General features: G+C 48.6%; 22 protein-coding genes. 3 read left to right on the plus strand and 19 right to left on the minus strand.

The window, feature by feature from the left end; translation table 11 throughout:
* Positions 1 to 73: 73 nt before the first annotated feature.
* The 12 genes from MHB49_RS32695 to MHB49_RS32750 form a co-directional block, all read right to left on the minus strand.
* Positions 74 to 1,735 (minus strand): hypothetical protein, encoded by a 1,662-nt coding sequence (locus MHB49_RS32695; protein WP_405154375.1) that lies wholly within the window; start codon positions 1,733 to 1,735, stop codon positions 74 to 76.
* Between the two features lies 1 nt (position 1,736).
* Positions 1,737 to 2,522: an ABC transporter ATP-binding protein gene (locus MHB49_RS32700; RefSeq protein WP_247899859.1), complete on the minus strand. Its 786-nt coding sequence runs from the start codon at positions 2,520 to 2,522 to the stop codon at positions 1,737 to 1,739.
* A gap of 240 nt (positions 2,523 to 2,762) precedes the next feature.
* Complete coding sequence (locus tag MHB49_RS32705) at positions 2,763 to 4,265, minus strand: RICIN domain-containing protein (protein WP_405154376.1); 1,503 nt, start codon at positions 4,263 to 4,265, stop codon at positions 2,763 to 2,765.
* Positions 4,266 to 4,615: 350 nt separating this feature from the next.
* Positions 4,616 to 5,245 (minus strand): PepSY domain-containing protein, encoded by a 630-nt coding sequence (locus MHB49_RS32710; RefSeq protein WP_405154377.1) that lies wholly within the window; start codon positions 5,243 to 5,245, stop codon positions 4,616 to 4,618.
* A gap of 182 nt (positions 5,246 to 5,427) precedes the next feature.
* Complete coding sequence (locus MHB49_RS32715; RefSeq protein ID WP_405154378.1) at positions 5,428 to 6,228, minus strand: PepSY domain-containing protein; 801 nt, start codon at positions 6,226 to 6,228, stop codon at positions 5,428 to 5,430.
* A 77-nt stretch (positions 6,229 to 6,305) separates the two neighbouring features.
* Complete coding sequence (locus MHB49_RS32720; protein WP_405154379.1) at positions 6,306 to 7,682, minus strand: ATP-binding protein; 1,377 nt, start codon at positions 7,680 to 7,682, stop codon at positions 6,306 to 6,308.
* A complete protein-coding gene (locus MHB49_RS32725; RefSeq protein WP_405154380.1) occupies positions 7,679 to 8,428 on the minus strand; it encodes a response regulator transcription factor in 750 nt (249 codons plus the stop codon). The genes MHB49_RS32720 and MHB49_RS32725 overlap by 4 nt, the downstream gene beginning before the upstream one ends.
* A gap of 54 nt (positions 8,429 to 8,482) precedes the next feature.
* Positions 8,483 to 9,127: an SDR family oxidoreductase gene (locus tag MHB49_RS32730; protein WP_405154381.1), complete on the minus strand. Its 645-nt coding sequence runs from the start codon at positions 9,125 to 9,127 to the stop codon at positions 8,483 to 8,485.
* Between the two features lie 338 nt (positions 9,128 to 9,465).
* Positions 9,466 to 10,647, minus strand: a complete 1,182-nt coding sequence (locus MHB49_RS32735; RefSeq protein WP_062322892.1) for an NAD(P)/FAD-dependent oxidoreductase — start codon at positions 10,645 to 10,647, stop codon at positions 9,466 to 9,468.
* Between the two features lie 23 nt (positions 10,648 to 10,670).
* Positions 10,671 to 11,117, minus strand: a complete 447-nt coding sequence (locus tag MHB49_RS32740; protein ID WP_024629786.1) for a DUF1641 domain-containing protein — start codon at positions 11,115 to 11,117, stop codon at positions 10,671 to 10,673.
* A 680-nt stretch (positions 11,118 to 11,797) separates the two neighbouring features.
* Positions 11,798 to 13,555, minus strand: coding sequence for an RNA polymerase sigma factor (locus MHB49_RS32745; RefSeq protein WP_405154382.1), 1,758 nt, complete (start codon positions 13,553 to 13,555; stop codon positions 11,798 to 11,800).
* Positions 13,556 to 13,560: 5 nt separating this feature from the next.
* Entirely contained in the window at positions 13,561 to 14,493 is a 933-nt protein-coding gene (locus tag MHB49_RS32750) for a hypothetical protein (RefSeq protein ID WP_405154383.1), read from the minus strand.
* 191 nt (positions 14,494 to 14,684) lie between these two features.
* Here MHB49_RS32750 and MHB49_RS32755 point away from each other — a divergent pair, with 191 nt between their 5' ends.
* Positions 14,685 to 14,858: a CsbD family protein gene (locus MHB49_RS32755; RefSeq protein WP_064506464.1), complete on the plus strand. Its 174-nt coding sequence runs from the start codon at positions 14,685 to 14,687 to the stop codon at positions 14,856 to 14,858.
* A 162-nt stretch (positions 14,859 to 15,020) separates the two neighbouring features.
* Here MHB49_RS32755 and MHB49_RS32760 read toward each other — a convergent pair whose 3' ends face one another.
* Positions 15,021 to 16,028 (minus strand): NAD-dependent epimerase/dehydratase family protein, encoded by a 1,008-nt coding sequence (locus MHB49_RS32760; protein ID WP_405154384.1) that lies wholly within the window; start codon positions 16,026 to 16,028, stop codon positions 15,021 to 15,023.
* Positions 16,029 to 16,177: 149 nt separating this feature from the next.
* On the opposite strand from MHB49_RS32760, the gene MHB49_RS32765 reads away from it, so the two are divergent.
* Positions 16,178 to 16,690 (plus strand): cupin domain-containing protein, encoded by a 513-nt coding sequence (locus tag MHB49_RS32765; protein ID WP_405154385.1) that lies wholly within the window; start codon positions 16,178 to 16,180, stop codon positions 16,688 to 16,690.
* A 64-nt stretch (positions 16,691 to 16,754) separates the two neighbouring features.
* On the opposite strand, the gene MHB49_RS32770 is transcribed toward MHB49_RS32765, so the two are convergent.
* The 5 genes from MHB49_RS32770 to MHB49_RS32790 all read right to left on the minus strand — a co-directional run bounded on the left by MHB49_RS32770 (position 16,755) and on the right by MHB49_RS32790 (position 22,958).
* Entirely contained in the window at positions 16,755 to 17,828 is a 1,074-nt protein-coding gene (locus tag MHB49_RS32770; RefSeq protein WP_405154386.1) for a DUF1835 domain-containing protein, read from the minus strand.
* 89 nt (positions 17,829 to 17,917) lie between these two features.
* Positions 17,918 to 18,577, minus strand: a complete 660-nt coding sequence (locus MHB49_RS32775; protein WP_405154387.1) for a TVP38/TMEM64 family protein — start codon at positions 18,575 to 18,577, stop codon at positions 17,918 to 17,920.
* A 278-nt stretch (positions 18,578 to 18,855) separates the two neighbouring features.
* Positions 18,856 to 20,475, minus strand: coding sequence for an HNH endonuclease (locus MHB49_RS32780; RefSeq protein ID WP_405154388.1), 1,620 nt, complete (start codon positions 20,473 to 20,475; stop codon positions 18,856 to 18,858).
* A gap of 629 nt (positions 20,476 to 21,104) precedes the next feature.
* Positions 21,105 to 22,280 carry an acyltransferase gene (locus MHB49_RS32785; RefSeq protein WP_405154389.1) on the minus strand — a complete coding sequence of 392 codons (1,176 nt, stop codon included), beginning with the start codon at positions 22,278 to 22,280 and terminating at the stop codon, positions 21,105 to 21,107.
* Positions 22,281 to 22,493: 213 nt separating this feature from the next.
* A complete protein-coding gene (locus MHB49_RS32790) occupies positions 22,494 to 22,958 on the minus strand; it encodes a GyrI-like domain-containing protein (protein ID WP_405154390.1) in 465 nt (154 codons plus the stop codon).
* A 145-nt stretch (positions 22,959 to 23,103) separates the two neighbouring features.
* On the opposite strand from MHB49_RS32790, the gene MHB49_RS32795 reads away from it, so the two are divergent.
* Positions 23,104 to 23,847 carry an effector binding domain-containing protein gene (locus MHB49_RS32795; RefSeq protein ID WP_405154391.1) on the plus strand — a complete coding sequence of 248 codons (744 nt, stop codon included), beginning with the start codon at positions 23,104 to 23,106 and terminating at the stop codon, positions 23,845 to 23,847.
* Here the strand turns inward: MHB49_RS32795 and MHB49_RS32800 are convergent.
* Positions 23,801 to 25,150 (minus strand): FAD-binding domain-containing protein, encoded by a 1,350-nt coding sequence (locus MHB49_RS32800; protein WP_405154392.1) that lies wholly within the window; start codon positions 25,148 to 25,150, stop codon positions 23,801 to 23,803. The genes MHB49_RS32795 and MHB49_RS32800 overlap by 47 nt on opposite strands.
* Positions 25,151 to 25,169: the final 19 nt, after the last annotated feature.

Genomic DNA, 25,169 nt, shown 5'->3' on the forward strand with positions numbered 1-25,169 from the left:
CGCTGTAAATTAATTTAGGTTAACAAAATAACCTCAGCCTCCACTTTCTGTGGAGATTGAGGTTATTACCGCCTTAACCTTCAACCGTTACAGGTTCTCGCTTCACCCGATACAGCATCGTCCAGAACAGCATATTGATCACCACCAGGAGCGCTACATAGATCCAGATGCCTGCTGGTATGGTGCGGATGAATACATGTAATCCCCATAACAAACCCATGAGCGGAAAGAAGGCAAAGATGAGCCAGCCATCACTCTGCCCGGCCACACTAAAGGATTGGGAGAACGGCGGTTTTCGCATCAACAGCTTTCCAGACAGCGGAATAAGTGCAGTTGCCACCAAAAATATAATGATCAGATCAGGAAGAACTCTTAACCCAAAGGTCCACACAAATACGATAGCGTTCAATATAAATACAGGCAGAAACATATTGCATAAGAAAGCTTTCAGCGCTCCACTATATAGCACATTCTCGTTGGCCAGAGGGGCTGCCCGGAAAGTCCAGAACGCCTTGTATTGCCCGGAATACTTCAGCATGGTCACAACTGAGACAATCAGCAAGAGCACAATATATAGCGTGTAAAAGAAGGAGCTTTCCCTAAATTCTGCCCACGAAGAACTCTGCGATTGGGTGAACCAGAATACATAGGGCAATACAAAAGCTAAACCAACTGAAGGGTATACCTTCAGCTTAAACTCCCTTTCACTTCGCATCATACTGGCAGATAAACGAAAGCACGCTTGCTCCTCTTTGGAACGGGAGAATACCTTCGCCATGATGCGATCCCAACCCCCACGTCTTCGTCCAGAGGCCTGACCTGCATGGGCCATTTTCTCCAAATACAATTCGAAGGAAGGCATCAGCTTCACGTACACCAACAAACTTACCATCGGAACGATCACAGCAAGCGCCGAGAATGTATACAGCCAGGCATCTCCCCCGGCGCCGAACAGCAGCTCAAATGCTGCCGCATACCATACCGGGGGCAGCAGCAACTGCCACCAGGCAGGCGTGAACACCATATTGAAATCGATAATGCTGAACGAACGTATGACCAGTTGATATCCTGCAGCAATCCCGATGGAGAGTAGGATCTGCACCATATTGATCATATCCTCCAGCTTCTCCCCATCCAGAAACTTCATCATGAACAGATAGATCAGGGACGTAGTCACCAGAATTAACATGTTAATCAGAATCAACTCCACCAGAAAAAGCAGGAAAAAGCCGATCCCGTGGGTAATCAATCCCGCTACCAGCGGCGCAGCCGTCAGGGAGCCTGTCAGCAGCAGCAAATAAACTCCTGCGTGAATGGCACGAGCCATGCCAACAGTGCGCCCGTTTACCGGCTTGGTCATGATAATATTACGATCCCGAATATCGAGCAGTACCGAAGAAAAGTCGGAGATCATGGATGTCATGATCATAAACATCAGCATGGCGGTTACTAGACCCATCTGAAGCATAAAGTGTCCCGTATCCCAGACAATAAACGGAACCATAATCAGCCCCATCAATGCATACAACCAGAGGGAACGCAGATACAAATTGCCTTCTTTCTGCGCCTTATTGCCATTTCGCGCCGACAACACCGTTGGCACCCTCCGCTGATCCATCTGGAACTTCACCCTTAGAATCAAACGCAATACATCATAATCCGCCCCTGTTCTGGCGATAACAGACCGAAAACGGTCCAGAATCTTCAACGTGCGGAAGTCGGAGGATTCCGCCATATCAGTACACCTCCTGCACGATGGACACAAAGCGTTCTGCGATTGCCCGATGCTCATTGAAGCCCGTCAGTTGGTTGAATACTTCCTCCAATGAGCCCTCCATGGATTGCTGTTGGAGCTGCCTGAACGTACCATCTGCCATCACACGACCTTCGGCAATCAGGACGATTCGGCTGCTGATCTTCTCCACCACATCCATGATGTGTGACGAATAGAATATGGTCGTGCCCTTGGCCGACAACTGCGACAAAATCTCCTTCACCACCATCACACTGTTGGCATCCAGTCCGCTAAGCGGTTCATCCAGGAACAACAAATCCGGGTCATGCAGCAGCGCGGAGATCAGCAATACTTTCTGACGCATGCCTTTGGAGAAGGAAGCAATGCGGGAATGATATGATTTTTCCAGTCCAAAACAGTCCATCAGCAATTTCGCCTTATAATCGGCATCCTCATAGGACAACCCGTACAATTCTCCGGTAAACGTCAGATACTCTGCCGGGGTTAATTGTTCGTATAATTCCGCCACTTCAGGCACATAACCAATTCTTCGCTTATATTCTACATCACCGTCCGCGATATCCTTGCCAAAGATGCGGACCGTGCCCACATAACCCTCAACCAGTCCAAGCAAAATCTTGACCGTTGTGCTTTTGCCCGCACCGTTCGGACCGATGTATCCGATCATCTCGCCCCGATTTACTTCCAGATCAATACCATTCAGCACATAACGGTCGTTATACCTCATCCGCAAGCCTTCAATTGACAGTACTTGTTTTTCACTCACTTCGTTATCCAGCTCCTGTCTCTATGTATATATTTCTACAATTCTACTATTTTACCACAGATTGGGATGTACATGGCCGGAAATAGATTATGCAACAAGAAATCATCTGGATATCATCCCAGCACAGCGTACTCACGCAACAATGGTGAAAATATAAAAAACCCTTGTCCCACCTATAAGAGCGGGACAAGGACTTCACAAGATCCTCTCGATGAATAATCTCTCACCGTAAATAAATCCTTATTGAACCTTAACAATCTGGAATTGCTGATTCGTACCGCCATTATCTGTCCACTGGATTGCCGCAGCCCCGTCTGCCAGGGACTGTCCGGAAATATCAAGCACCTTGCCTGTACTGCGATTTTTCAATTTATAATAACCCCCGCCCACACTAACCAACTGCCATTGCTGACTGGCCCAACCGCCATCGCTCCATTGTTCAATAACAGCTCCATCTGCTGTGGAGCCATTTTCCACACCAATCAGCTTGCTGCTGGATCGGTTGATGATTTTGACATAACCGCCACCCGCATCCGTGATCTGCCACTGCTGACTGGTTGTGCCGCTGTCTGCCCGCTGCTCCAGATCGGCACCGTTATCCGCGGAACCACCGATGACATTAAGCAATTTATTGCTTTTGCGACTAATCAACTGATACGAAGCACTTGAGTCCCATACGTCAGGCGTATCCACTCCGGTTACGGAACCTGCAGCTGCATCAATGGTAATGCTGCTTGCCCAGTTCATCGCCAGACTGGTTGCACTCGGAAAAGACAGTGGCAGCCACACATATTTGGAGTCCTGAACCGGCCCGCTCCAAGCACCCGCCCAGCGATCACCCATATAGAGATAGGATGTGGTCTGTGAGCCTTCCACCGGAAGCACATACGCTGATTGGGAACCATAGGTTGTACTGTCCCCAAAGTTGCTGAGGCCGCTCCACGTGCCCGTTATGCTGGAGGCAGTCGCATATTTGGCCTGGTTCGGATTCCAGCCGGTAGCCCCGGATGTAATCAGGAAATAGACACCTCCCTTTTTGAACAGGGCAGGCGCTTCACGATATTGCCCCGGCCACAGCGTCGTTACGAGAGATTCTACTCCCAGAAAATCCGGAGTCAGCTTGTAGATATTCAGGTCGGCATTTACTTTGGTCGCTGAGATGAGGTAAGCTGTGCCATTGTCGTTGTAGACCGTCATGTCTCTCGAATCGTAGCCAAGCGGACGATAGCTGCCGACATACGTATAATTACCATCTACTGTATTGGAGGTCGCTACAGCCACTCTGGCTTCACCGTAGTCGACTCCGTTTTCCTTATGCATCCAAAGAACATACTTGCCTGTTGCACTGTTATAGATAACTTTCGGGCGTTCGATATTGGAAATGTTCAGCTCGGCAGCCGAGCTGCTGGTGAGCACATCATTGCGATACTCCCAGTTTTTCAGATCTGCTGAACGATATACGGAAACCGCCTTGAACGTTCCATTCGGATTGCGGTTCTCTCCAAACCAGTAATAGTACCCGTTTGCTTTGATCATCCCGCCCCCGTGAGCGTGAACAACATTGCCACTTGTATCCTTAAACTGTACTCCGTTGGTCACACTGAGCGGAGCAGCGGAAGCCTGTTGTCCTGGAGCGACCAGCATACCTAGCGATTGCAGCGCCAAGATTAGAACGAGCAGATAACAAAGTCGATGAGTAAAACGATGCGGATTTGTTTTCTTTTCCAACCGACCCTCATTCATAGAACATTGCACCTCCATAATTTATTGATAAAGCGCTTACAATAAAATCGATACGTCTCTTCTTCCTCCGATCGATGATGCATTTCATTAATTACCTATCTCTCAGACTGGCTCGGCACTCACCTCCTGATTACGATTGTATCCGCCATCCCCATGCTCGAATAGTGAACAATCCTGCGGAACATGTACGAATACACACTGAACTTACGGAGTGAACAGCAAAAAGACGCTTCATTTGAAGCGTCCCTGGTATATCTACCCTATCGACTATAATGTAAGCTCTCTAGCTCTTGAGGCACGTACAGATATATGTAGTTGATATCCGTTTCCTGGCCTGTTAACGCTGCTTCTTAATCTTCGTGGTCAAAGTCCTGATCAAACGACAGCACTTTACCCGTGTTGGCATCGATGTCTACATCGGCTTCGCCGTCTGCTGTTCTCAGTTCCACTTCATAAACATAGCGGCCGTTATCATGATCCAGTTCGATTTTGGTTACTTTTCCACCTGTCACCTGTTTCAGGGCAATGTTCGAAGCTTGGGCCTCTGTCAGTTTAACTTGTTTCGAAGCGGCTTGATTGGAAGAAGCACCTGCTACAGTGCCATTATAATCATCGTCGTCATCGTAATCTTCATCATCGACTACGGCGAGGATTTTACCTGTATAGGCGTCCAAACGAACGACAACGTCGCTGCTTCCTTTTTTGTCGATTTCAACTTCATAGAACGTTTGGCCGTTTCTGCGCTCCAGATCCACATCATCCACTTTACCATCGGTAGCTTTCAAAGCTGCTTCTTTTGCCTGTGCGACCGTCAGCAATTTACCTGTGTTCTTCTGGGTCTGTGTTACGGACTGTGTAGTGGACGTTTGCGCAGACTGTACCGATTGTCCATTCACACTCCCACTAGCCAAAGCGGCTGATCCTCCGAGCAATACCGCTGCCGACAAGCTGCCAATCCATAGTTTATGTTTGTTCATCATTGTCATCATCTCCTCGTTGTTGTTCTCGTTCTCGTCTACAGTTATAGATTAACCTGGACGAATGAGAGTTCAGCGAGAGCCAGATTAGAAATTGATGAGAAAATGAGGAGAACACTCACATTATTTCTTGAATAGCAATGTGCATGGTTTCATCCAGAGCTTTTGAACCTACTTCGGGGTCATTAATCTTCGGCCTCGTCCCAGGTCACGGACCGAATCACCCCCGAAATGGCATTCACCTGCACGATGGCTTCCCGACCATCCTCCAGATCGATTTCCACCAGATAGTACGGTTTGCCGCTGTTTGTTCCACGAAGCTCGATATCATCCACTTCCCCGGGAACCTTAGCCAGTGCCTTCCGCTCTGCTTCTTTCTCGCTCAGAAATGGAGTCTTGATGCCTTCCCCTGTCGTCTCGTCGGGTGAAGATGCTTCCAGTGTCTTTGAAGACTGCTTCTCTCCGTTATACGGATCAATGGTCCATTGCTCCTGGCCATTGCCCTTCATCTTTAATACCGCCACATACACCGGGCTTCCCTGCTGCTCGACGAGCTCAAGCGATACCAGCTCGGCATCCGTTTGCTTCAGCAATTCCGTCTTGATCTGTTCCCGGCTCCATAACGTCTTCTCCTCGGCTTGCGGATTGGACTCCAGCCGTCTAATGGAATTCACAGTCGCCGTAACCGCATCCACTTGGACGTCATACAATCCTGTTTCCGACCGGAGCTGCATGATATACGTTCCGTCCTTCAACGTGGAATTCACAATCTCTCCCGGATATTGATCCAAGACCGATTGGGCCACGGCATCTGCAGTTAACACCTCTCGGCCTGATTGCCACGGCTTCCACCACATGAACGCTATAAGAACAAATAGAGCCAGCAACCCCGCACCCCACCAAAATAAACGTCTTGGCTTAGCCCATCGGCTGCTTCCGTATTCTTCTCTCTTCATTTCAGGATGCCCCTCATGCTCTTCCATCATGTTTCCCCCTTGCGCACTCTCTCTTATGATCCGAATTCGTACTGTGTTTACCAGTATATAAGAGAAGAATGAGAATTTCATGAGAGCGGCCTGTTCTGTACGGAAGTAGGCAAAATAATCAAAGCCTCGGTTCCTCTGCCCTCGGTGCTGCTTAGTTCAATACGCGCGCCCACGGCTCCTGCAATATCTTTGGCAAGGGAAAGCCCCAAGCCCGAACCACTTGCTCCCCCGCTGCGTGTTCTTGCTGGATCAACACGATAGAAGCGGTCAAACACTTTGGACAACTCTTCTTCCCGCATACCGATCCCCGTATCCACAATCCGTATCCAACATTCCTGCCCCTTTGCCTCCAGTCGGACTTCAATGGCATCCTCACTATACTTACGGGCATTGTCCAGCAAAATAAAAAGCATCTGCTTCAGCTTGCTCACATCGCTAATCGCCCATATACTACCCGGATCATCGCAGTGAACTTCCCGATGATAGGCTTCGCGAAACGCACGGGTAGAATCCAGCGCAAGCCGGGTAATATCCACCCGCTCCAGCTGCACATTCCACTGCTCTGGCTGCTTTGCCAGCAATAACAGCTGCTCGGTCATCTCCCGCATGCGCACGGATTCGGACAGAATGGCCTCCACCGCTTCGTCGAATACCTCGGGTCTATCCTTGCCGCGTCGTTGCAGCAGACTGGCATAGCTCTCAATAATGGTGAGTGGTGTTTTCAGTTCATGTGAAGCGTCAGAAACAAAGCGCTCCTGCCGCTCGAAGTTGGATTCGAGCAGGTCCATCATGCGGTTGAACGTCTGCCCCATTGTTTTCAGCTCATCCTTCGATCTTTCATCCAGCGGAAGTCGCTTGAACTGACCACTGGACTGGATATCGCTCATTGTGCGAGTCATCTGCTGAATCGGCCGTGTCATCCGATTCGCCAGAATACGGCTGGAGATGATGGCCGGAATCAACGCAATGATGGTCACGGCAACAAGAACTGTACGAAGCACGGACAGGCTATCCTCGGTATCTTCAATGCTCTCGGTGACTTGTACATTCACCACTTCACCGTCCGGCCAGATGACGGGCACAGAAACCCAGACATATCCGATTTGTCCAACCTGGGTATATTCGGATTTCTTTTCGCTTTCGTACTTGTAGGACAGCTTGCTCAGCTGCTCTTCTGCCGAGGTCGTCACCGGCGGGGAGCTGGTGCCGTCTTCATTGACGATCCGCAGCATGCCGTCCAGCGGTGCGTAGGCCCGGAGCAAGTCGTCCGGCGGAATGGAGCCGGCAGACTGACGCACTCCTTTTACAATAGACTCGGCTTCAGCCTCTACCCGCTTGATCTCGTTATCGATCGACATCCGTTCAAACACGATATATACCGACAGGTTCACGGCAATCAGCAGCACGGCGAACAATACGGACGAGTAGCCGTAGATTTTGCTGCGCAGACTCATACTTGCTCCTTCAGGACGTAACCAACACCCCGAACGGTATGTATTAAGGGTGGTGTGAATCCGTTATCGACTTTTTTGCGCACATAACGGATATACACATCCACCACATTGGTATCTCCATAATAATCGTATCCCCATACGGCTTGGACAATCTGGTCCCGGCTCAGCACCTGGCGCTGGTTTTGCAGCAGATACACCAATAGATCGAACTCACGCGGGGTAAGCTCAATCGAATGACCATCCCGGGATACCTCACGGGTTCCTTCATTCAGCTTCAATCCACCTGCGGTGAGCCAGCCTGTCTCAGTTTCCGAGGTATGCTCCGGCGAATGCGCCGTATCCGGTGTGACCGAAGAGGAAGAATGGGTAGCAGCCGATGCAGCACTCAGGCGCAGTGCAGCGCGCACTCTCGCAAGCAGCTCTTCGATCCGGAACGGTTTGGTAATATAGTCATTGGCCCCCAGATCGAGTCCGGAGACTTTGTCTTCCACAGAGTCTTTGGCTGTGAGCATCAGAATAGGCACGGTCGCATCTTTGGCACGTATCCGCCGCAGCACTTCAATGCCACTCAGACCCGGCAGCATAATATCCAGCAGAACCAGATCCCATTGCCCGTCCCCATACATCTCCAGCCCTTCCGTTCCGCTGCCTGCCTTGCCTACCTGATATCCCTCATACTGTAATTCCAGTTCAAGCAGACGTGCAATTTTGGGCTCATCCTCGATCACCAGCACGGCTTCATTCATGCAAAGCTCCCCCTCATCCCGTCATTCCATTCTCCCGTTATATTACAATACGAATTACAATTTACCTAAGGCATCCTCTACCAAGTCATCCCCTGCGATCAGATCAAAAGCCATTCGATACGTTCTCTCCTCCTGAAGAGAAGCAGCGATTACACGAGCCACATCTTCACGTGGAATACTTCCCGGTTTCAGATCGGTTCCTACAGAAATTTTGCCTGTGCCAGGCTCATTTTTCAAACCACCAGGACGGATAATGGTATAATTCAGTTCACTTGCGAACAATGCCCGATCGGCATAATGCTTCGCCACGTAATATGGCTTAATCGCATCCGACCATTTCTCCCGCTGATCTGCCCCAAACGCACTGACCAGAATATATCTGGTAATCCCCTGTTGCTGCGCTGCCTCCATCGTTTTCACTGCACCATCCAGATCAATGAGCAATGTTTTGTCTGCACCCGTAGATCCACCGGAACCCGCTGTAAAAACAATGGCATTATGATCCTTCATTACCTCGGCCAGATCATCCACGCTGCCTTCCAGATCCCCAATAACGACATTGGCCCCGAGCTGCTTCAGTGCGTCTGCCTGCTCCGGTTTGCGAATCATTGCGGTGACCTGGTGTTTCCCTTCCTGCGCCAGCTGCTGCAGCAGAAATTTGCCGATTTGTCCGTTCGCTCCAATCACTAATACGTTCATATGTCATTCTCCTCTCGATTTTCCTTTTTATAAACCAGCTTTAGATAAACAGACTTGTCTTTAATTTAAACGAAAGCCGACGCTTCTAAGCGCCGGCTGCTGTGGAAGTCCTACCATTCAGCGCATCCTGTACGATGCGGATAACACGTCTTTCCTTTAATATACCATACGCCACATATGCTTTATACCGAGCTTCTTTGACCCACAATATATGATAACAACATGGATACATCTACCTGCCGTTAGGAAATGCATATATATGCCCCTGGGCTAATCATGGCTACAACAAAAAAAGGTACCCCAATTGGGGTACCTTTTTTGCGCATGACGTACAGATCTTAGTACGCCAGTGCAAACAAACCGTGAATATGAGCAAGGTAACGGATGTTACTTGCTTCTTTCATCATGGTTGCAGGCAGACCTTTCAGACGAGTCTGGTTGCCACCGATCATGCCGACAGCATCCTTACGACCCAGACTTCCCAGTGTACCGGAGAATACTGGTGTGAAGGATTCCATTGCGCCACCTTTGAACATTACGCCCAGGTTGTGACCAATAGTCTCACCCATTTGCCAAGCCAATTGTGCTGTTGGAGGGTATGGACGAGCGCCTTCGCTAGGGAAGACCACTGCGCTGTCACCAGCAACAAACACGTCTTTATGAGATGTGGATTGCAGAACTTCCGTAACTTTCGCACGGCCACGATCCACTTCAATTCCGCTGTTGGCAACAACTGCATTACCTTGAACGCCGCCTGTCCATACGAGTGTGTTCGTAGGGATCGAGCTTCCGTCTTTCAGCAGAACTTCATTTTCTTTCATTTCGGTAATCGCTACGCCAACGATGAAGTTAACGCCACGTTTTTCCAGACTCGATTTAGCACGCTCAACCAGTTCTGGCGGGAATCCTGCCAGGATGGAAGGACCTGCTTCAACCGTGTACAGGGAAACTTCTTTGAAGTCGATCCCTTTTTCCTGGCATACAGCTGGAAGAAGGTCAGCGAATTCACCCACAAGCTCGATACCTGTCAAACCGCCGCCACCGATAACAAACGTAGCGTCTGCTTTGTTGCCGGATTGTTTGTAAGCATCCAGACGAGCTTCCACGTGTGCACGAATGCGGTTAGCATCGCTAACGGATTTCAGCGTGAAGCTGTACTCCTGCAGTCCTGGAATTCCGAAGAATGCCGTTTCACTGCCCAAGGCAACAACGAGTGCATCGTAAGAGTAAGTAGAACCGCTGGTCATAAGAACTTTTTTCTCGTCCGGCTTGATTGTGTCCACCGTATCGATTTTCAAGTTCACATTTTTACCACGCAGCAATTTTTCGAGTGGAAGAGCAACTGCTTTCTCAGCAATGCTTCCTGCTGCAAGACGGTGCAGTTCCGTAATAATTTGGTGCGTAGGGTAACGGTTCACGACTGTAATAGTCGCTTCTTCCGGTGTCAGGTATTGACGCGCAGTCAGCGCAGTCAACAGACCACCGTAACCTCCGCCCAAGATCAAAATTTGCTTCGACATATCCATCCTCCGTTCTTCTAATCTTAACGTTGCTGTTGTTGACGCTCGTTCAGGATGCTCAGGAATGATTGAGCAAAACGCAGCGTTTGTTGTACGTTTGGATCTTTAAGCATTTTGAGCATAGCGAACAAACCAACCGAAGTTTGCTCGGCTTGCGCACGATCACTTGCTTCGATGGCAGCAGAAGCTACACCTTTAGCTTTGTCTACAACAGGCTTAGCAAACTCACCCATTGCGCTCATTGTGTCGCTGATCAGAACTTTGTCTGTAGCTACGCTTTGTGCAAAGTCATACGCTTTGGTCATTGCAGTGACCATTTCAGCCAGTTTAGGCAGGTTCTCCACCAGAACGGTCAGAGACTCCTGTACCTCAGGCTTCATCAGTTGATCCAGTACGTCCAAGGACTGGCGTTGGGAAACGTCGGCACCTTCTGTAACCGGCACCTCTTGTTGAGTAGGCGATTGTGACATAAGAGAAAGTCCTCCTTTACTTTGGGATAGAAGTCCGCGACTTTCATGATGCCTGTCAAGCAGAGCCGAACCACAAATACATCAATACAACTAAATGTACCAAATTTCACACAATAGAATGAGCATAGCCCTTGGGCGCCCCTACATCATGTATTGTATCTTGGGTCTATTGCGGACAACATGTGTTGACGCAAAACGACAAGCAGGCCGAAACCGAACTCTATACCCCTATATTACACCTCTTACACATGAACATGAAAAAGAAATTTTTTACACTTGTGAAGATATTGTGAACATTGTAACAAAATCGATTTTTTTGTCAAGCATTGCGCCAAGGTAAAACCGCATATCCCCCTGTCCAGGATCTGAATCTCTACCACATGTGGTATTAAGACAAGATCACATATGACCATATGTGCGATATGTACACAAGGAAGGATTTTTCAACTGATTTTTCAGGAATTGTTTTCCAAAATCATGAATTTCCATGCAACGAAATTGGTCACTGTCGTTATTATGCGGCTAGGAGTTCAGCCTTATTCCTGAAATAACATCATTTCTTGTCCAAGTATGAACCTATCGTGGCGTGAAAGCAAAAAAGACACCACAAAGGCCTGACGGATCGTCCTGCCTCCTGATGTTTGTTTCACTTTTCGCCCGATCTGATCGTTGCATTCGAGTCACTCCATAACTATATCCGGGGAAAACTGAGCCATTCTCTCAAGCAACGTTTCTATTGCAACGACAGCAGCTCGCTCCAATTCCTCCACCTCCATTAGTAACGAGATGGCCTTATCCCCTTGAACTTTCTCATTAGGATTTCCCCCTTCTGGAAAAGGAAAATATTGCTTGAGCATGTTTAACCTGTCGGTCATGATCCGATATAATTCTTCAGCCTGGTGACAGAATGGAATCAACTTGGTGTATCGTGGGAGCGAAGCCCAGCTCAGAGATAACTCTTCGAAGAATTTACTGGCATAACATCTCGCATCCCACAAAACTGCAATGTTATAGGCATGACCGTTCGGTTCTACCCGTTGATTTTCCAAGGCTTCTCTCCAGACCGCATAAGCAGCCAAACCACTGACTGTGTTCGGCAATGTATACGGGTCCTTCCCACAATAATGAGCCAAAATATCTGTCAGTGCCGCGCGCAAGTTCATTTCTCGTATCATGCCATCTGTTTCTGCTGCCAGTACAAATACTTCCTGATTCACACCCCGGCCTATATGATCATAGGGAATTGTTCCTGATTTAATGAAGTCTGCACCGTATAGGGTCCGAGCTGCATCATCATAGCCATAGATCAACCCGAACTCGGGAATATTCAGGTCCCATACCACAGCCGGAATTCCCCGATGAATGGAATAACGTATCAGGGAGAGCGCCCGCACCAACCTTGGATTTAGCAACCTTTTCCCCTTCGCTTTCTCCTCTAGCATCAAAGGATCAACCAGATTGGCATTAAGTCCCGCTTCACTCGCCAATGCCTCAACCGCATAGGAACGATAACCCAGATGTTGCAATCCTCTGGTAAGTACCTCTTTGAAGTTATAGGCGGTGGGTCCAGCAATATGTATGTCCCGAGGCAGGATGGTCAGACGAAAAGAAAGTCCACTCATCCCCATAACCATGGGGAGAGAAGGAGATGGACCGATATAATTTAACATCTCGTGAACCGCCGCTGCTGCCGAGTTCCAGGTTTGGGGTTCCCGAAAAGAAAGGGGTTCCTCCAGAATCACTCGATTTTGTCCGAGTGAATTCCACTCTGCCAGCATTTCTTCTACAGATAAATGAATATGAAGCTGCGATACTTTTTTACGCGAACGGGACAGAATTTGATACACATTGGCACTCGTCAGATTGAATCGGCAGGCAATTTCTTGCGGTGACAGCTCTTCCATCCAATACGTTGTAAAGACCTGCTGCTCTCTCTCATTCAGACAACCCAGCAGCTTATGGAGATTATTTCTCATTTCCTGTTGAGCAATAGCTTGATACGGATCGTAACCTGCTTGCTGAGACCTCCAACCCGAATCATTCAGAAGATGATTCAGCGTCTTGTCGAGCAAGTCTTGTTCGCTCCATAATGCGTCATCGGCTCCAAATGCCAGGAAAGAAGAAAAATGTTGTTCCCGCTGCTGCTCTCGACGATTCATATGTGAGTACGCCTGATTACGAACAATACGCTGCATCCAGGCCATAAAACGCTCGGTATTCTGAAGCTGTCCCAAATGAATGAACGCGCGAATAAGCCCATCCTGTAAAATGTCTTCTGCGAGATAAGAATCATGTGTAAGTGCTCGCACATAACGGAACAATTGCCCGCGGTAACGGTTAATCAACTCACCAAAGGCCTCTGTATCCCCAGTTTGGGCTTGTTGGATAAGCACAATGTCCGACTGCTTTTGCCGATTCTCGAATGTGCCTTGCTCCACTTATATCACTCCATTCTCAATATAGCAGCTTCGATCATGGCTTCCGTCTCCGCGAGTGCCACCATGATTGTCGCAGCCTCCTCCCAGTTCCGGGAGACAAGACGGGATTGGCATTCCCCGAATTGGCGGGACTGTGCGTATTTCAAAGCAGAAAGGTCAGGATGGATTGTTTTAAAAAACAAACCATAATCATGGGCACGACGCGCGCCTACGGGCAGAGCAAAATACACATAATGAGCCCACTCATTACCATCGATTGCTCCAGCACGAACCTGTTCCGCCTTATGCAGAATCGCTGAAGCTCCGGTTCGTCCTTCCTGTGCAGCAATATCATGGATCTGTTCTGTAAGGTTTGATTTGAACCAAGTAAAAGCGCGGCGGTTAATCTCCTCCAGATCAGGATGTTCGATACGTTCAGGACTCCACCATCGTCGATACACACCGCTGCTCCAAGGGAATTCAGACTTCCATGCTTCCTCAAGTTTATCCAATGCCAGGAAGACATTCGGGAATCCAGCCGGGTCATGCAGGCATATTTCATCGCCCTCCATGCTCAACGCCACTACATAATGGTCACAACCACCCAGGTTGGGAGAGTTGGGATTGTAGACGAGTTTGCCCATATCCAGCGGACCCATCATTACAGGGCTTTCTTTTAATGCCTCTCTTAGCTCATCTACAGGCATCTCTGTGCCCCGTGATTGCACACTTTCGCGCACACTAAATCCCAGAATGCTCATCGCTTTGCTGATGGCCAGATCAGGACTAGAGGTACAGTTATCAAAAAAGAGAATGTCTCCCTGCGTGCGGAAAGCTCCCAGGGAAAAGCCACCTATAGTTTCAAGGAAACTCGGGTCAACCTTTTCTCCAATGGACGACAGCAGCATTGAAGCTGAATTAGCGTAGCAATACGCTCCATTTCCAATATAATTGCTCATATCATAACATCCTCTCATTCCCTTAATGAAGCACGCTATTATGCAATGCCTATATTTATACTGACTCTCCGTGCAGATCATTTCTGACAGAACATCCAAAACAATTTTTCTGCCCGCCATGATAGCGAACGTTTAGAAATTGGACATCCCGGTTAATAAGGACTACACCAGAAACGAAGGAGATGTTTGATATGAGTAATTCAACTAGCGATAAAATTAAAGCAGGCGTAAACAAGGCCAAAGGCGAAGTGAAGGATCAGATCGGTAATGCAACTAACAACAGATCCCTTCAGGCTGAAGGTAAGAAAGACAAAGCCAAAGGTGCTGTGCAGGACAAAATTGCTGATGTGAAAAAACATCACTAAAATCCACTTGTTTTAACGTGAACATGCACGACGATTCGTGCTGTAAATATAGGTTTATTGCACGACCGTCCATACCGGTTGAAAGCTGGGATTCGACGGGGGCGCAAAAAAGCCAAGGAAGGTGTTATTTCCTACACCCTTCCCTGGCTTTTTTTGTCCTATTTAGGTAGCCGGAACTGCATATCTCGCCATATCGATAATAAAATTGCGTGTTTCTCTTGTCGTATGGTATTCACGGCTGAATTGTCTTACCCAATCCGGATGTTCCTGATACCATCGAAAGGTTTGTTCGAGCCCCTGTTCCAGCGTTGTCTGCGGAAACCACCCCAGCTCTGCTCGCAACTTTCCAGAGTGAACGACCAGGCTTGAGCCCCTGGACTGAGTGGGTTCCTGCTCTCGAATCTGTGCTGTTCCATGGGAACCATGCATTAGTTGCAAAAGTGCCCCTATCTCTTGCATGGTCGTTCCTTGCCCTGTCGAAATGTTATAGATCTGCTGATCTTGTCCATTCAGCATAATCCGTTCAATCGCTCGCAGCGCATCATCCACATACAGAAAGTCACGTACAGCCGATCCCTGAATATCCAGCGGTAGGCCGTCCATGATTCGTCCAAAATTACGCGGAATAATCCGATCCGGCAGCTGCCAGGGACCATAGAGATTGGTCAAGCGAAATATTTTGACTGGAAGCTGATAACATTGAGCGTAGGATAACGCAAGCATCTCACAGGCTACCTTGGACGCAGAATACGGAGATACCGGAGCATAATCATCCGTTTCATGATACACTCTGCCCATCTCTCCTCCATATACCTCTACGGATGAAGCCAGTACGACGGGAATATGATGATCGGATGCATACTGAAGAATAGCCTGTGTACTGAGGGTGTTGTTACGAAACACTTCTCCGGGGTGATGATACGAATAGTCTACGTGCGGCATCGCTGCCAGATGAATAATATAATCTGTTTCGTGTGGCAAACTGAATCTGTCTGTAGCAAGGTCACAACAGATGAAGGCCATGTCATGAAGTGGGGAACTGTGAACAAGCCTCTGACAATAATCATCCTGATCCACCAAGGTAATTCGATGCCCTTTTTGCGCCAAGTACTGAGAAAGGTTAAATCCTACAAATCCAGAAGCTCCTGTAATGACAATGTTCAAGCACATTCCCCCTTGCGATTTATACAACAAGTTCACTAAAGAGAGTCTATGTTCTAAGTATAACCTTAAAGCGATACATTTTGTATCATTTTACCATTGTTTTTTGTTCTTCTCCAGAAATAAACGGGTAATGTCATAGAGAGGTGAACTTTACGATGAATGATCGAATAAATGATGTACAGACGCTGTTATTTCAGGACGATGGTGTGATTCCCAATCATCCGAGTCTGCCTGTATTGCTGTATAAAGGGGTTTGGGCAAAAGATTCCTCTCGTGCAGAGTCGTTACTGAACCGTAACGGATGGGGAAATAGCTGGATTAACGGTGTGTTTGACTATCATCATTACCACAGCAATGCTCATGAAGTACTTGCGGTGGTTAGCGGTTGGGTTGAGCTCATTCTTGGCGGGGAACATGGACAGACTGTTCGCCTTCAGGCTGGCGATGTCGTCGTGCTACCTGCGGGAACCGGACACAAACGGCTGAGCGCGAGCCTTGACTTTCGCATAGCTGGCGCCTATCCAGGTGGCATGAGCTATAATACCCGAACTGGTGATCCAGGAGAACGCCCCAAGGTCCTGCGTGAAATTCAGGAAGTTCCCATCCCGGATACCGATCCAGTCTATGGACAAGAGGGACCGCTATTGGAATTATGGAAATCAGAATAAGACATGAAAGAATAAATGGACTGCTCCTGGATAAAAAAACTACCGGGAACAGTCCATATTTCGGTCACTGTGGAAGTCTTACACTGTATAGCCGCATGGCATGTGGCTTTCCTTCCATCTCTAGCCGTCCTTGCAATATTAGTTGTCGTACACGGTATTCAATAAATGCGTCTCCGACAGCTTGTTCGAGATGGCCCAGCACTTCACCGACGACGCGGGCTGCTTTTATAAACTCGCCAGGCTGCCTGGTTGACGTAAGCTCTCTTGCCTTCTGCATAATAAACTCATCTATCCCGTCTTCGGGCACACTTTGAATCACGCCATCCTTCATTAACCGCAGAAGCCCAGGCCGTACGGCCAAATCAACCCACTCTTGCTCCAGTTGACGGCGTTCCTCCAAAGACAACGGTTCGGCATTCACGGAGTGTTCCCACATCGCTAACAACTTCTCGGAAAAAATTTCACCGGTTCTTAGAACATCATGCTGAACCTCAAAAGGTTTGAATAATTCCTGATATAAGGAACTTGTCTCGATCAAATAGATTGGTCCCAGCCGGTTACGCAGCAAATGCATGGCATATAAAAGCCCCGTTCTCTCATGAGCATTATTCGCATACCAGATGGTGATTCGCGTATCTTCATCAATTGAACTCAACATGTTGTTTACTTGAAGCAGCTCATCCATGCCTTGGACAGCATAACTTCCATGCTCACTCATATAAAGTTTCTCAAGCAGCCAGAGGTGCCTGCGGTGTAAATCCGCCTTGTTCGTCAAATCGCCCAATGGACCGATAGCATAGTAGTCATTCATAGAGAAAAACCGCCGCTCCGAGCGCCCTGGAACCTTGCCCATCGCAACCTTAATGCTGCCTAGCGGCGATTCTCCAATCGCTATATGAATTTCACGTGGTTTCTGTGCCATCAACGCCTGTTTCTCAGCTTTCTCCCGTTTCCGATTCTCGTCCAATGTATTAAATATCGACTGAATTTTCGCTGCAAAAAGAACAGAATGTTCTTCCGCTGACTGAATACTGACTTCCCTTTCTGCAATGAGATAAAGCATACGCAATAGCGAACGCAGCTCGTCCTCATTCATAAGGTGCAGCTCCTTTTCAAAATCAAAGACATTGTCAATCATGCTTATCCCCCTCTAAACAGTCTAAACAGATGGTCATCTCCGATTAAACTCATTCAAGATCGAACGTACATATTTGTATCATCGTATATTTACGACGAAATAGACTTTCCAGAGGAGTGACTCAGATCATTCATTTCGTCCCGATTTGATGACGAACGGGTGAAGTGCCGCTCCAGCTTCCGACTTGCCCACAGGGATACCGCGATAAACAGCAGCACACCTCCCCAACGCACAGGATGTTCCATAAACTGAGCTACATTCGAACCGATATACGTCACACAGAAGATCATAATGGCTTTGCCAAAGCTCACCGCAAGCAGGAAGGAAAGCAATCTCATTCGAGCAATACCTGCCGCGACATTGATAATGACGAATGGCCCAACCGGGAAAATACTCAACAAAAACACGTAACTGAATGCATTCCGCCGAATCCATACCATGCTTCGCTGCACGCGCGGTTTGTTGGCCCAACGTTCTACAAAAGCCGATTTTCCAATCTCCCGTACAATCAGGAATGTGACGGTACAGCCGAGTACCATCCCGATCCATGAATATAGGAAGCCTGCCCATAGCCCGTACACCGCACCGTTAACCCCCACAATGAGCAGCGTAGGCAGCGGGGGCACGAATGATTTCATAAAGGTAAGTAAAATACCCGGTAACGGACCCAGGGAGCGAAACTTCTCCAGCCAAAAACGAATATTCTCTTCCGTAATATAGGACATGATGTCCAAAGATGCCGGGGTCATCTGCTTCCCTCCAATCTATACAGTTCAAATTTTCTAAAGATGGGGTACCCATTATAAAATACATCCTGTAAACCGATGTGAAGTTTCACTACTCACTTCCCACAGTATAACGTACATATGAACGCTGTACCGTTGTCAATTTGAAGAAATTTCACCTGCTGCGATGAAAAACAAAAAAAGCACACCCAGACCTATTCAGTCTTGGTATGCTCTCTTTATCAAATGCCCCGTCTGACACGGATTGTGAGACAAACCCAGGGCAGTGTATCGCTTAACAATTATTCCAACTGAGCTTCCTGCATAGCCAGCGCATTCAGCTCTTCCTGATGCGCAGCATTCCACTCGGGAATACCAGAGCGCATGAATTCTTCGGCATCCATTGCAGCTTTGGACTGATTGCATAGATTACAGGCGCAGACACAGTTGAGTGGCGTGGTATGTCCGCCTTTGGCTCGCGGCAGAAGATGATCAATCGTGTCTCCATACGATCCACAGAAGTAACAGGTATAGTTATCACGGGTCAAAATAAACCGCTTGAAATCCTTGTTGCTAAACAATCGGCGGATTGTGTACCGATTAACCACAACAGCGGCCTTTTCCTTGACCAGCGTAACCGCCAGCTCCATATCCACTTCCTGATGCCAGCGCCGTCCTTTGTCCGTCTTGCCGCGCATACGGACCATGCCCTGACGGTTCGTCCGAAGCGATGCGGGATCTTCAGGGTCAATCGCTACAGGCATCGCCGGAGCATGACGGCGGGGGCGGCTTTCCATTCCAGCCCCGTGGCTGCGGCTGGAATGCGCTGGCGCCCGCTGCCCGGATGATCCGGCGCGGGCTGTGTCTTCGCCGCCCGCCTTAGGCGCACGCTCCTTGCGGGCCGGGCGCGGCTTGGACCCGGGCGAGCCTGGCTGACGCACGGGTGCAGGAGGCGCAGCCTCCTTGGCCGTCTCCGGCGCTTGGCCGGGGGCGGGCTTCGCAGCAGCGGCAGGCTGTGCGGCCGCCGCAGCAGATCCGGCGACCGTATTGGCATCGCCACGGTCGCTCAGGCTCGGCGCACTGGCCTCAGCTATGCTGCGGGCCTGTCCTGCGCCGGATGGCAGCGCGGCAGCACGCTTGCGGCGCCGCTTGCGTTTGCGCTTGGCTGCGGTCGGCTGATCCGCAGCCCCTGGCTCTGCTGCCAGGCCTTGCGGCTTGGCTGGCAGCAGAGCATTGGCCGCCGCAAGCTCCTGCTCGGCGGCCTGATCCGTGCCAGCGGCTGTGCGCGCGCTGGCACGCTTCGCAGATGGATGAGCACTCGCTGTATGCATCTGCGAATCCCTGTTTTGCAGATCAGCTCCCGTCTGCGGCTGACCTGCAGCCTCGCTCTCCTCGTCAGTTCGGGAGAGCGATTCCGTTTGCTCTTTACCCGACTGCAGCTCTGGACGCTTTGCCTTTCTCCGCCTTCTCCTCTTCTTAAGATTGCCTGAAGGCGAAGAGACAGCGGAAGAAGCAACGAGGTCAGCCTTTTCACTTTCCTTCGAAGAAGATGAACCTACAGACGGCTCTGACTCCCCGCGTCTTTCTGAAGTAGCAAGGATAGAAGGCGTTCCATTTGCAGCATCGACGATCATTTCTGCTGTATGACTCGCAGATGCAGAAGGTCGGGCAGCCGGAGCACCTCTATGACTCTTTACCGCCTCATTCGAACCCCGGAGTGAGGTGTTATCGTTATCCGCTTGTCCACCGAGCTGACGACAGTGGCGACAAGCGCCACGTCTGGCTCCAGGGCCAGCCCGCTTTCCGGTTCTTCGTCGGAATTCGGACAAAGGACGCTTTTGCCCGCAGTACATACATGTCTTGGTCAGTTGCGCTTCATGTTCCGTCATTTTCTGCCGGAAAGGGACAGAGCCCGTCTCCATGTTGTCACCTCGGTTCCGTATGAATCCGGTTTCTTTCCATTGTATCACATCTGCTCGCCAACACACTCATAGCCCGATGTCCCGTAGTCTTTTGTCTTATACTCCTGTGTCTGCCCCACGCACTCGTGAAGGATATGTTCCACATATTCCAATATATCTTGCATCGGTTTCCCGCATTGTTCACATGTTGTCATTGTTCTCACCTTAATCCTGTTCTTAAAAGTCAATACATCCATTGAATAAATGAATTTACACTGTTTTACTACGCTGGCAGAACAACCTTCCGATCGCTGTTACCCCCAGATTTCTTTAATCCCCTTTTTAAAAGGTGAAATCCGGTGCTAAAGGCGAAGCATATGCTTACGATGCAGCTTTCTTTCAGAAAGCTTTTAGCTACGCTTCTTCAGGTTTTTTCTGCCCTCTCCGTTAATGTGTATTTTTTATTCAAACCTAGATTAGACTTATAAATTATTTAAATGGTGTTCCGCCTTCTTATTACCCTTCGCGTATGAAAAAGAAACATTCGTTCCCCATATCTGAGTCCAACCGGCAATCAAAAAACCGTTCCCCGCTCAACCCTAATGGTCGACCAAGAAACGGTTTATTATTCCTTTATTAGCATAAAACTTTTAACGAACGTCGAGCTGTCCCGAGTTTTGCTGCGGAACCAAACGTGGTTTGGGTTTTGGCAAATTGCCGAAAATAACCCATGCAAACGGAATGAATCTTGCCGTAAGTCCAACCACAATCCACGACGCAATTAGCGATACCCCAAAACCTCCGGCGTACCACAGATGAATCAGCCAGGAAACCCCGGTTTGTGGTGGAAAATTCCGATAGACCAGCAGGAAAAATGGATGGATCAGATAAATACCGAAGGACAGTGCCCCAAGCCGATTAAGCGGCTTGACGATCAGCGATGGTCCTTTTTGATAGAGCAGGTATGCGATCTGAATGAGCACCAGCGCACAGGCGAACGTATGCAGATTCCAGAAAAACTCATACCACAGCGTGTTATACGTCGCGATCTTCATACGCAGCAGATAATAAATGTACACATGACCGAGTCCGGCAAAAATCCATACCGCCCACAGCACAATCCATGAAACTACACGAGCTTTGGTTGCATTTTCCCGACTAATGACAAACCATTGTTTAATCTTCGGAAAATATACCCCGATAAAAGCACCCAACATGAAATAGGAGAAGTACGAGAAAGCCCAACTTCCCTTGTTCGGCACCTGGAAGCCATATTTATTACTTACGATAAATGCCCACTGAATGAGCAACCCAATCGGTACCGACCATTTGACCACTGAGGGATATTTCTTGAGCAGCCACAAGACCAATGGGAATAATAGATAGAATTGCATATTAATAAATACAAAGTACAGATGCGTATACGCCTTGCCCGTGAACAGTTTCGTGATGAAACTTACTGCCGATTCACCGAACGGACGGCCCTGATAATGCGTTAAGTGCAGGATTACAAAATACATTAATGAAAATAAGAAATACGGCAGCAAAATGTAAACAAATCTTTTTTTGTAAAAGTTACTGACCAGCTTTTTATCAAGCGGGCGGGAATAATAGTTATAGAACAGCACAAAACTGCTCATGAAAATAAACGTGGGTGTGCCATACTTCATAAAAATATTAATAAAATTGTACAGCCAGTAATACCCTGAACCTGTCATGTCCACCGTCGCATATGATGTGGAATGTACACACAGCACGCCGATGATCGCCATTGCCCGTACGAGATTCAGCTCTGGGATTCGCTCTCTTTTGATCGTTTCACTCATGTTCTACGCTTCTCCTTCATGTGTTCGTCAATATGTCAGATATGACTTATTACGATAAGCTCTCTATCTATTAAAAGGCATAATGCTTAAGATGGGTAGTCCAATTTCTTAAAATATTCTAAATTCCCAACAATTTTCATCGTATTTTCATGTCTATATATGTAAAAAAGACCGCTATTATGCGGTCTTACGGTGTTTTTGCCTCTTCAGAAATTATTTGTGGTTTACTGGGATGAAAATGGTAAACTCGGGTTCCGGATCATATGGATCCTGATCCATCGGATACACTTCATAATGTGTAAGCGGACCATCCGCCACCGTATGCCCCTGATCTTCGATCCAGGCATAGATGCGATTGTAGGAAACTTCCACAAGCTGTCCTTTGACATGGCTGCACTTCGCATAGTCACATGCCGGAACATCAACCTTCACCATTCCAGTCGGGATCGCCTCTGCTCCCCGTTCGCCAACTTCGACCGCGACATAATGGATAAACCCTGTATCTGTCATATGAAAGGACAATCCCAGAAGCTCCTGCGGGTGGAGTACATCGCTGATCTCGTGCAGACGACGCTTGAACTCCGTTTGCACAACACGAATGCCCCCTGCCCCCGCTTCGGCAAAGGTTCCTTCCCATTTCAAACCGATAACCGTTGCGGCTTCCTTACGTACCAACATTGAGGAATTGACTTGTTCCATACATCCCCACCCTTTCATCCTTATCTTCAATCGATCCCTGTTGTCCCTGTCCTGACTCTATTTTATACTAAAACAGTGACAGAATCTGTCAGTATAAAACAACTTGTTCAGGAGTGGACTGCGTATGACCAAAACCCAGCGTTTGATTGAACTCATGATGCGAGTCTATGACAAACCAACGTTCACCGTGGATGAGATGGCTGCTGAATTTGGAGTTTCTTATCGCACCATGCTCCGATATTTACATGAGCTCAGCGGAATGGGTGTTCCCTTATACGCAGAGCCCGGGCGACAAGGAGGATATTCCCTGTTGCAATCTGCCAACCGAAGAGCCGGCATAACAAGGCAACGAATTGTCAGATCAGATCCATTTCAACGGATTATACGGCCGCAGACACATGTGATTGGCCTTGAATTCCAGGCTCCTTTTACAGCAGTATATATGGCAAAAGTAATGATTCCCAAGCTGTGGGTGGAATTGGGCCGCAGACAACACGAAATCCCCCGCCAAATCAGGACGGGGGTGAAGACGGGCGTATCCCTGAGCCGTACACGCCTCTATCACTACATTGCCGGAGTGGAAGTCTCCCACTTCCACGACGTGCCGGAAGGCATGGTCGGTATTATCCTTCCAACCCGTGAATATGCCGTGTATACACATCAGGGGGATTCGGATCGGGCAGAGATCGATCAGACTTACCTCCTGCTCATGGATAAGCTGCGGCAGCGTGGCTTGGAACCCGACCTCTTAGCCCACGCCTTGGAGATCCGGGAATCCGGTGATTCCTCCAGCATAAACATGCACATTCCATTGCGTGATTCTAACCCTTCTGACGGCTCGCCAGAATTTGTTTATAGATCTCAATAGCTGATTGTCTGGATGTTTTCAGATCAACCATTGCCTCCTGGCGAGGCTGATGAATCTCTTTGCTATGCAAATCTTTCAGGGCAGGCAGCCATTTCCGTATATAATCCCCTTGAGGATCATACTTCTCTGACTGTGTCACCGGATTGTTCACCCGAAAGTATGGAGCTGCATTCTCGCCAAGTGATGCACACCACAGCCAGTTGCCCCGGTTTTGAATATTGTCATAGTCACGAAGCTTGCGTCTGAAATACGCTTCACCCAGCGTGAACGGGCATTGCAGATTTTTGGTAAGAAACATCGCGGTCAGAATACGAAGCCGATTCGGCATATGTCCAGTCTCGTTCAATTCCGTCATTGCTGCGTCGATTATTGGAATGCCTGTTTCGGCCCTGCACCACCGTTCGAAGTGATGCTCGCTGAGCACCGACAGATCGTAAACTTTTTCATATGTAAAATAATCACGCTCATACACTGCCCGATACAGATAGAAGTCGCGGAAGCACAATTGTCTGATCCACTCGTCCGAATCCTCCATGCGTTTCGCAGCATCGTACATCTTGCGGATGGATACAGCCCCCACAGCAACATATGAACTGAGACCGCTCGGTTCATAAGCTTCATATTCATCCCGATGGTCTCCGTAACCGGCAATCCTGTCCGATAAAAAACGATCCAACATTAGATGAGGGTCATTCAAATCCGATGCATCATATGCCAGCAATCCAGACGGTACCTGGAAGGTATCCGGCCATTCTAGCTGCTGGTCACTGACCTTCACCTCTGCAACCGTAGTGGTTGAAGCTGGATTGGGATGCTCATTCATGAATTCTACCCAGCGTCGGTGGAAGGCTGCAAATACTTTATATGGCTCAGACTTGCCCGTAAAATCGGCAAAACCCGCTAGATTCATCAGCAGATGATCCGTCAGCTGCGTAAATGTAACTTCTCGTTCCTCGGTTACCCTGCGTATTCCACGATCCCGTTCGATTGCATATGGAGTCATATCCCGATGAACGATGACTTCATCTATACGACCTTGCATCTGTCCGAGTATATGGTCGATCACCTCAGCCGGTTTGCCATAAGCTACGTGCAGCTTGCGGCCTGCATCGCGGTACCGCTTACCCAGCGTCGCAGCATGCTGTAGGAAGTTAACACCGCTATGTTCCTTCTCACGACCCTGCCGCAGCAGAAACGGATCATAAATGAGTACATGCAAACTCTCCGCCTCCTGATCCCGCAAATAATCGAATGCGACCAGATCATCTGTACGTAAGTCTTTGCGATGTATAAACAACTTCATGCTTCATCCTCCTACTGGA

The sequence above is a fragment of the Paenibacillus sp. FSL K6-0108 genome (assembly GCF_045040695.1).
Lineage (GTDB): Bacteria > Bacillota > Bacilli > Paenibacillales > Paenibacillaceae > Paenibacillus > Paenibacillus pabuli_B.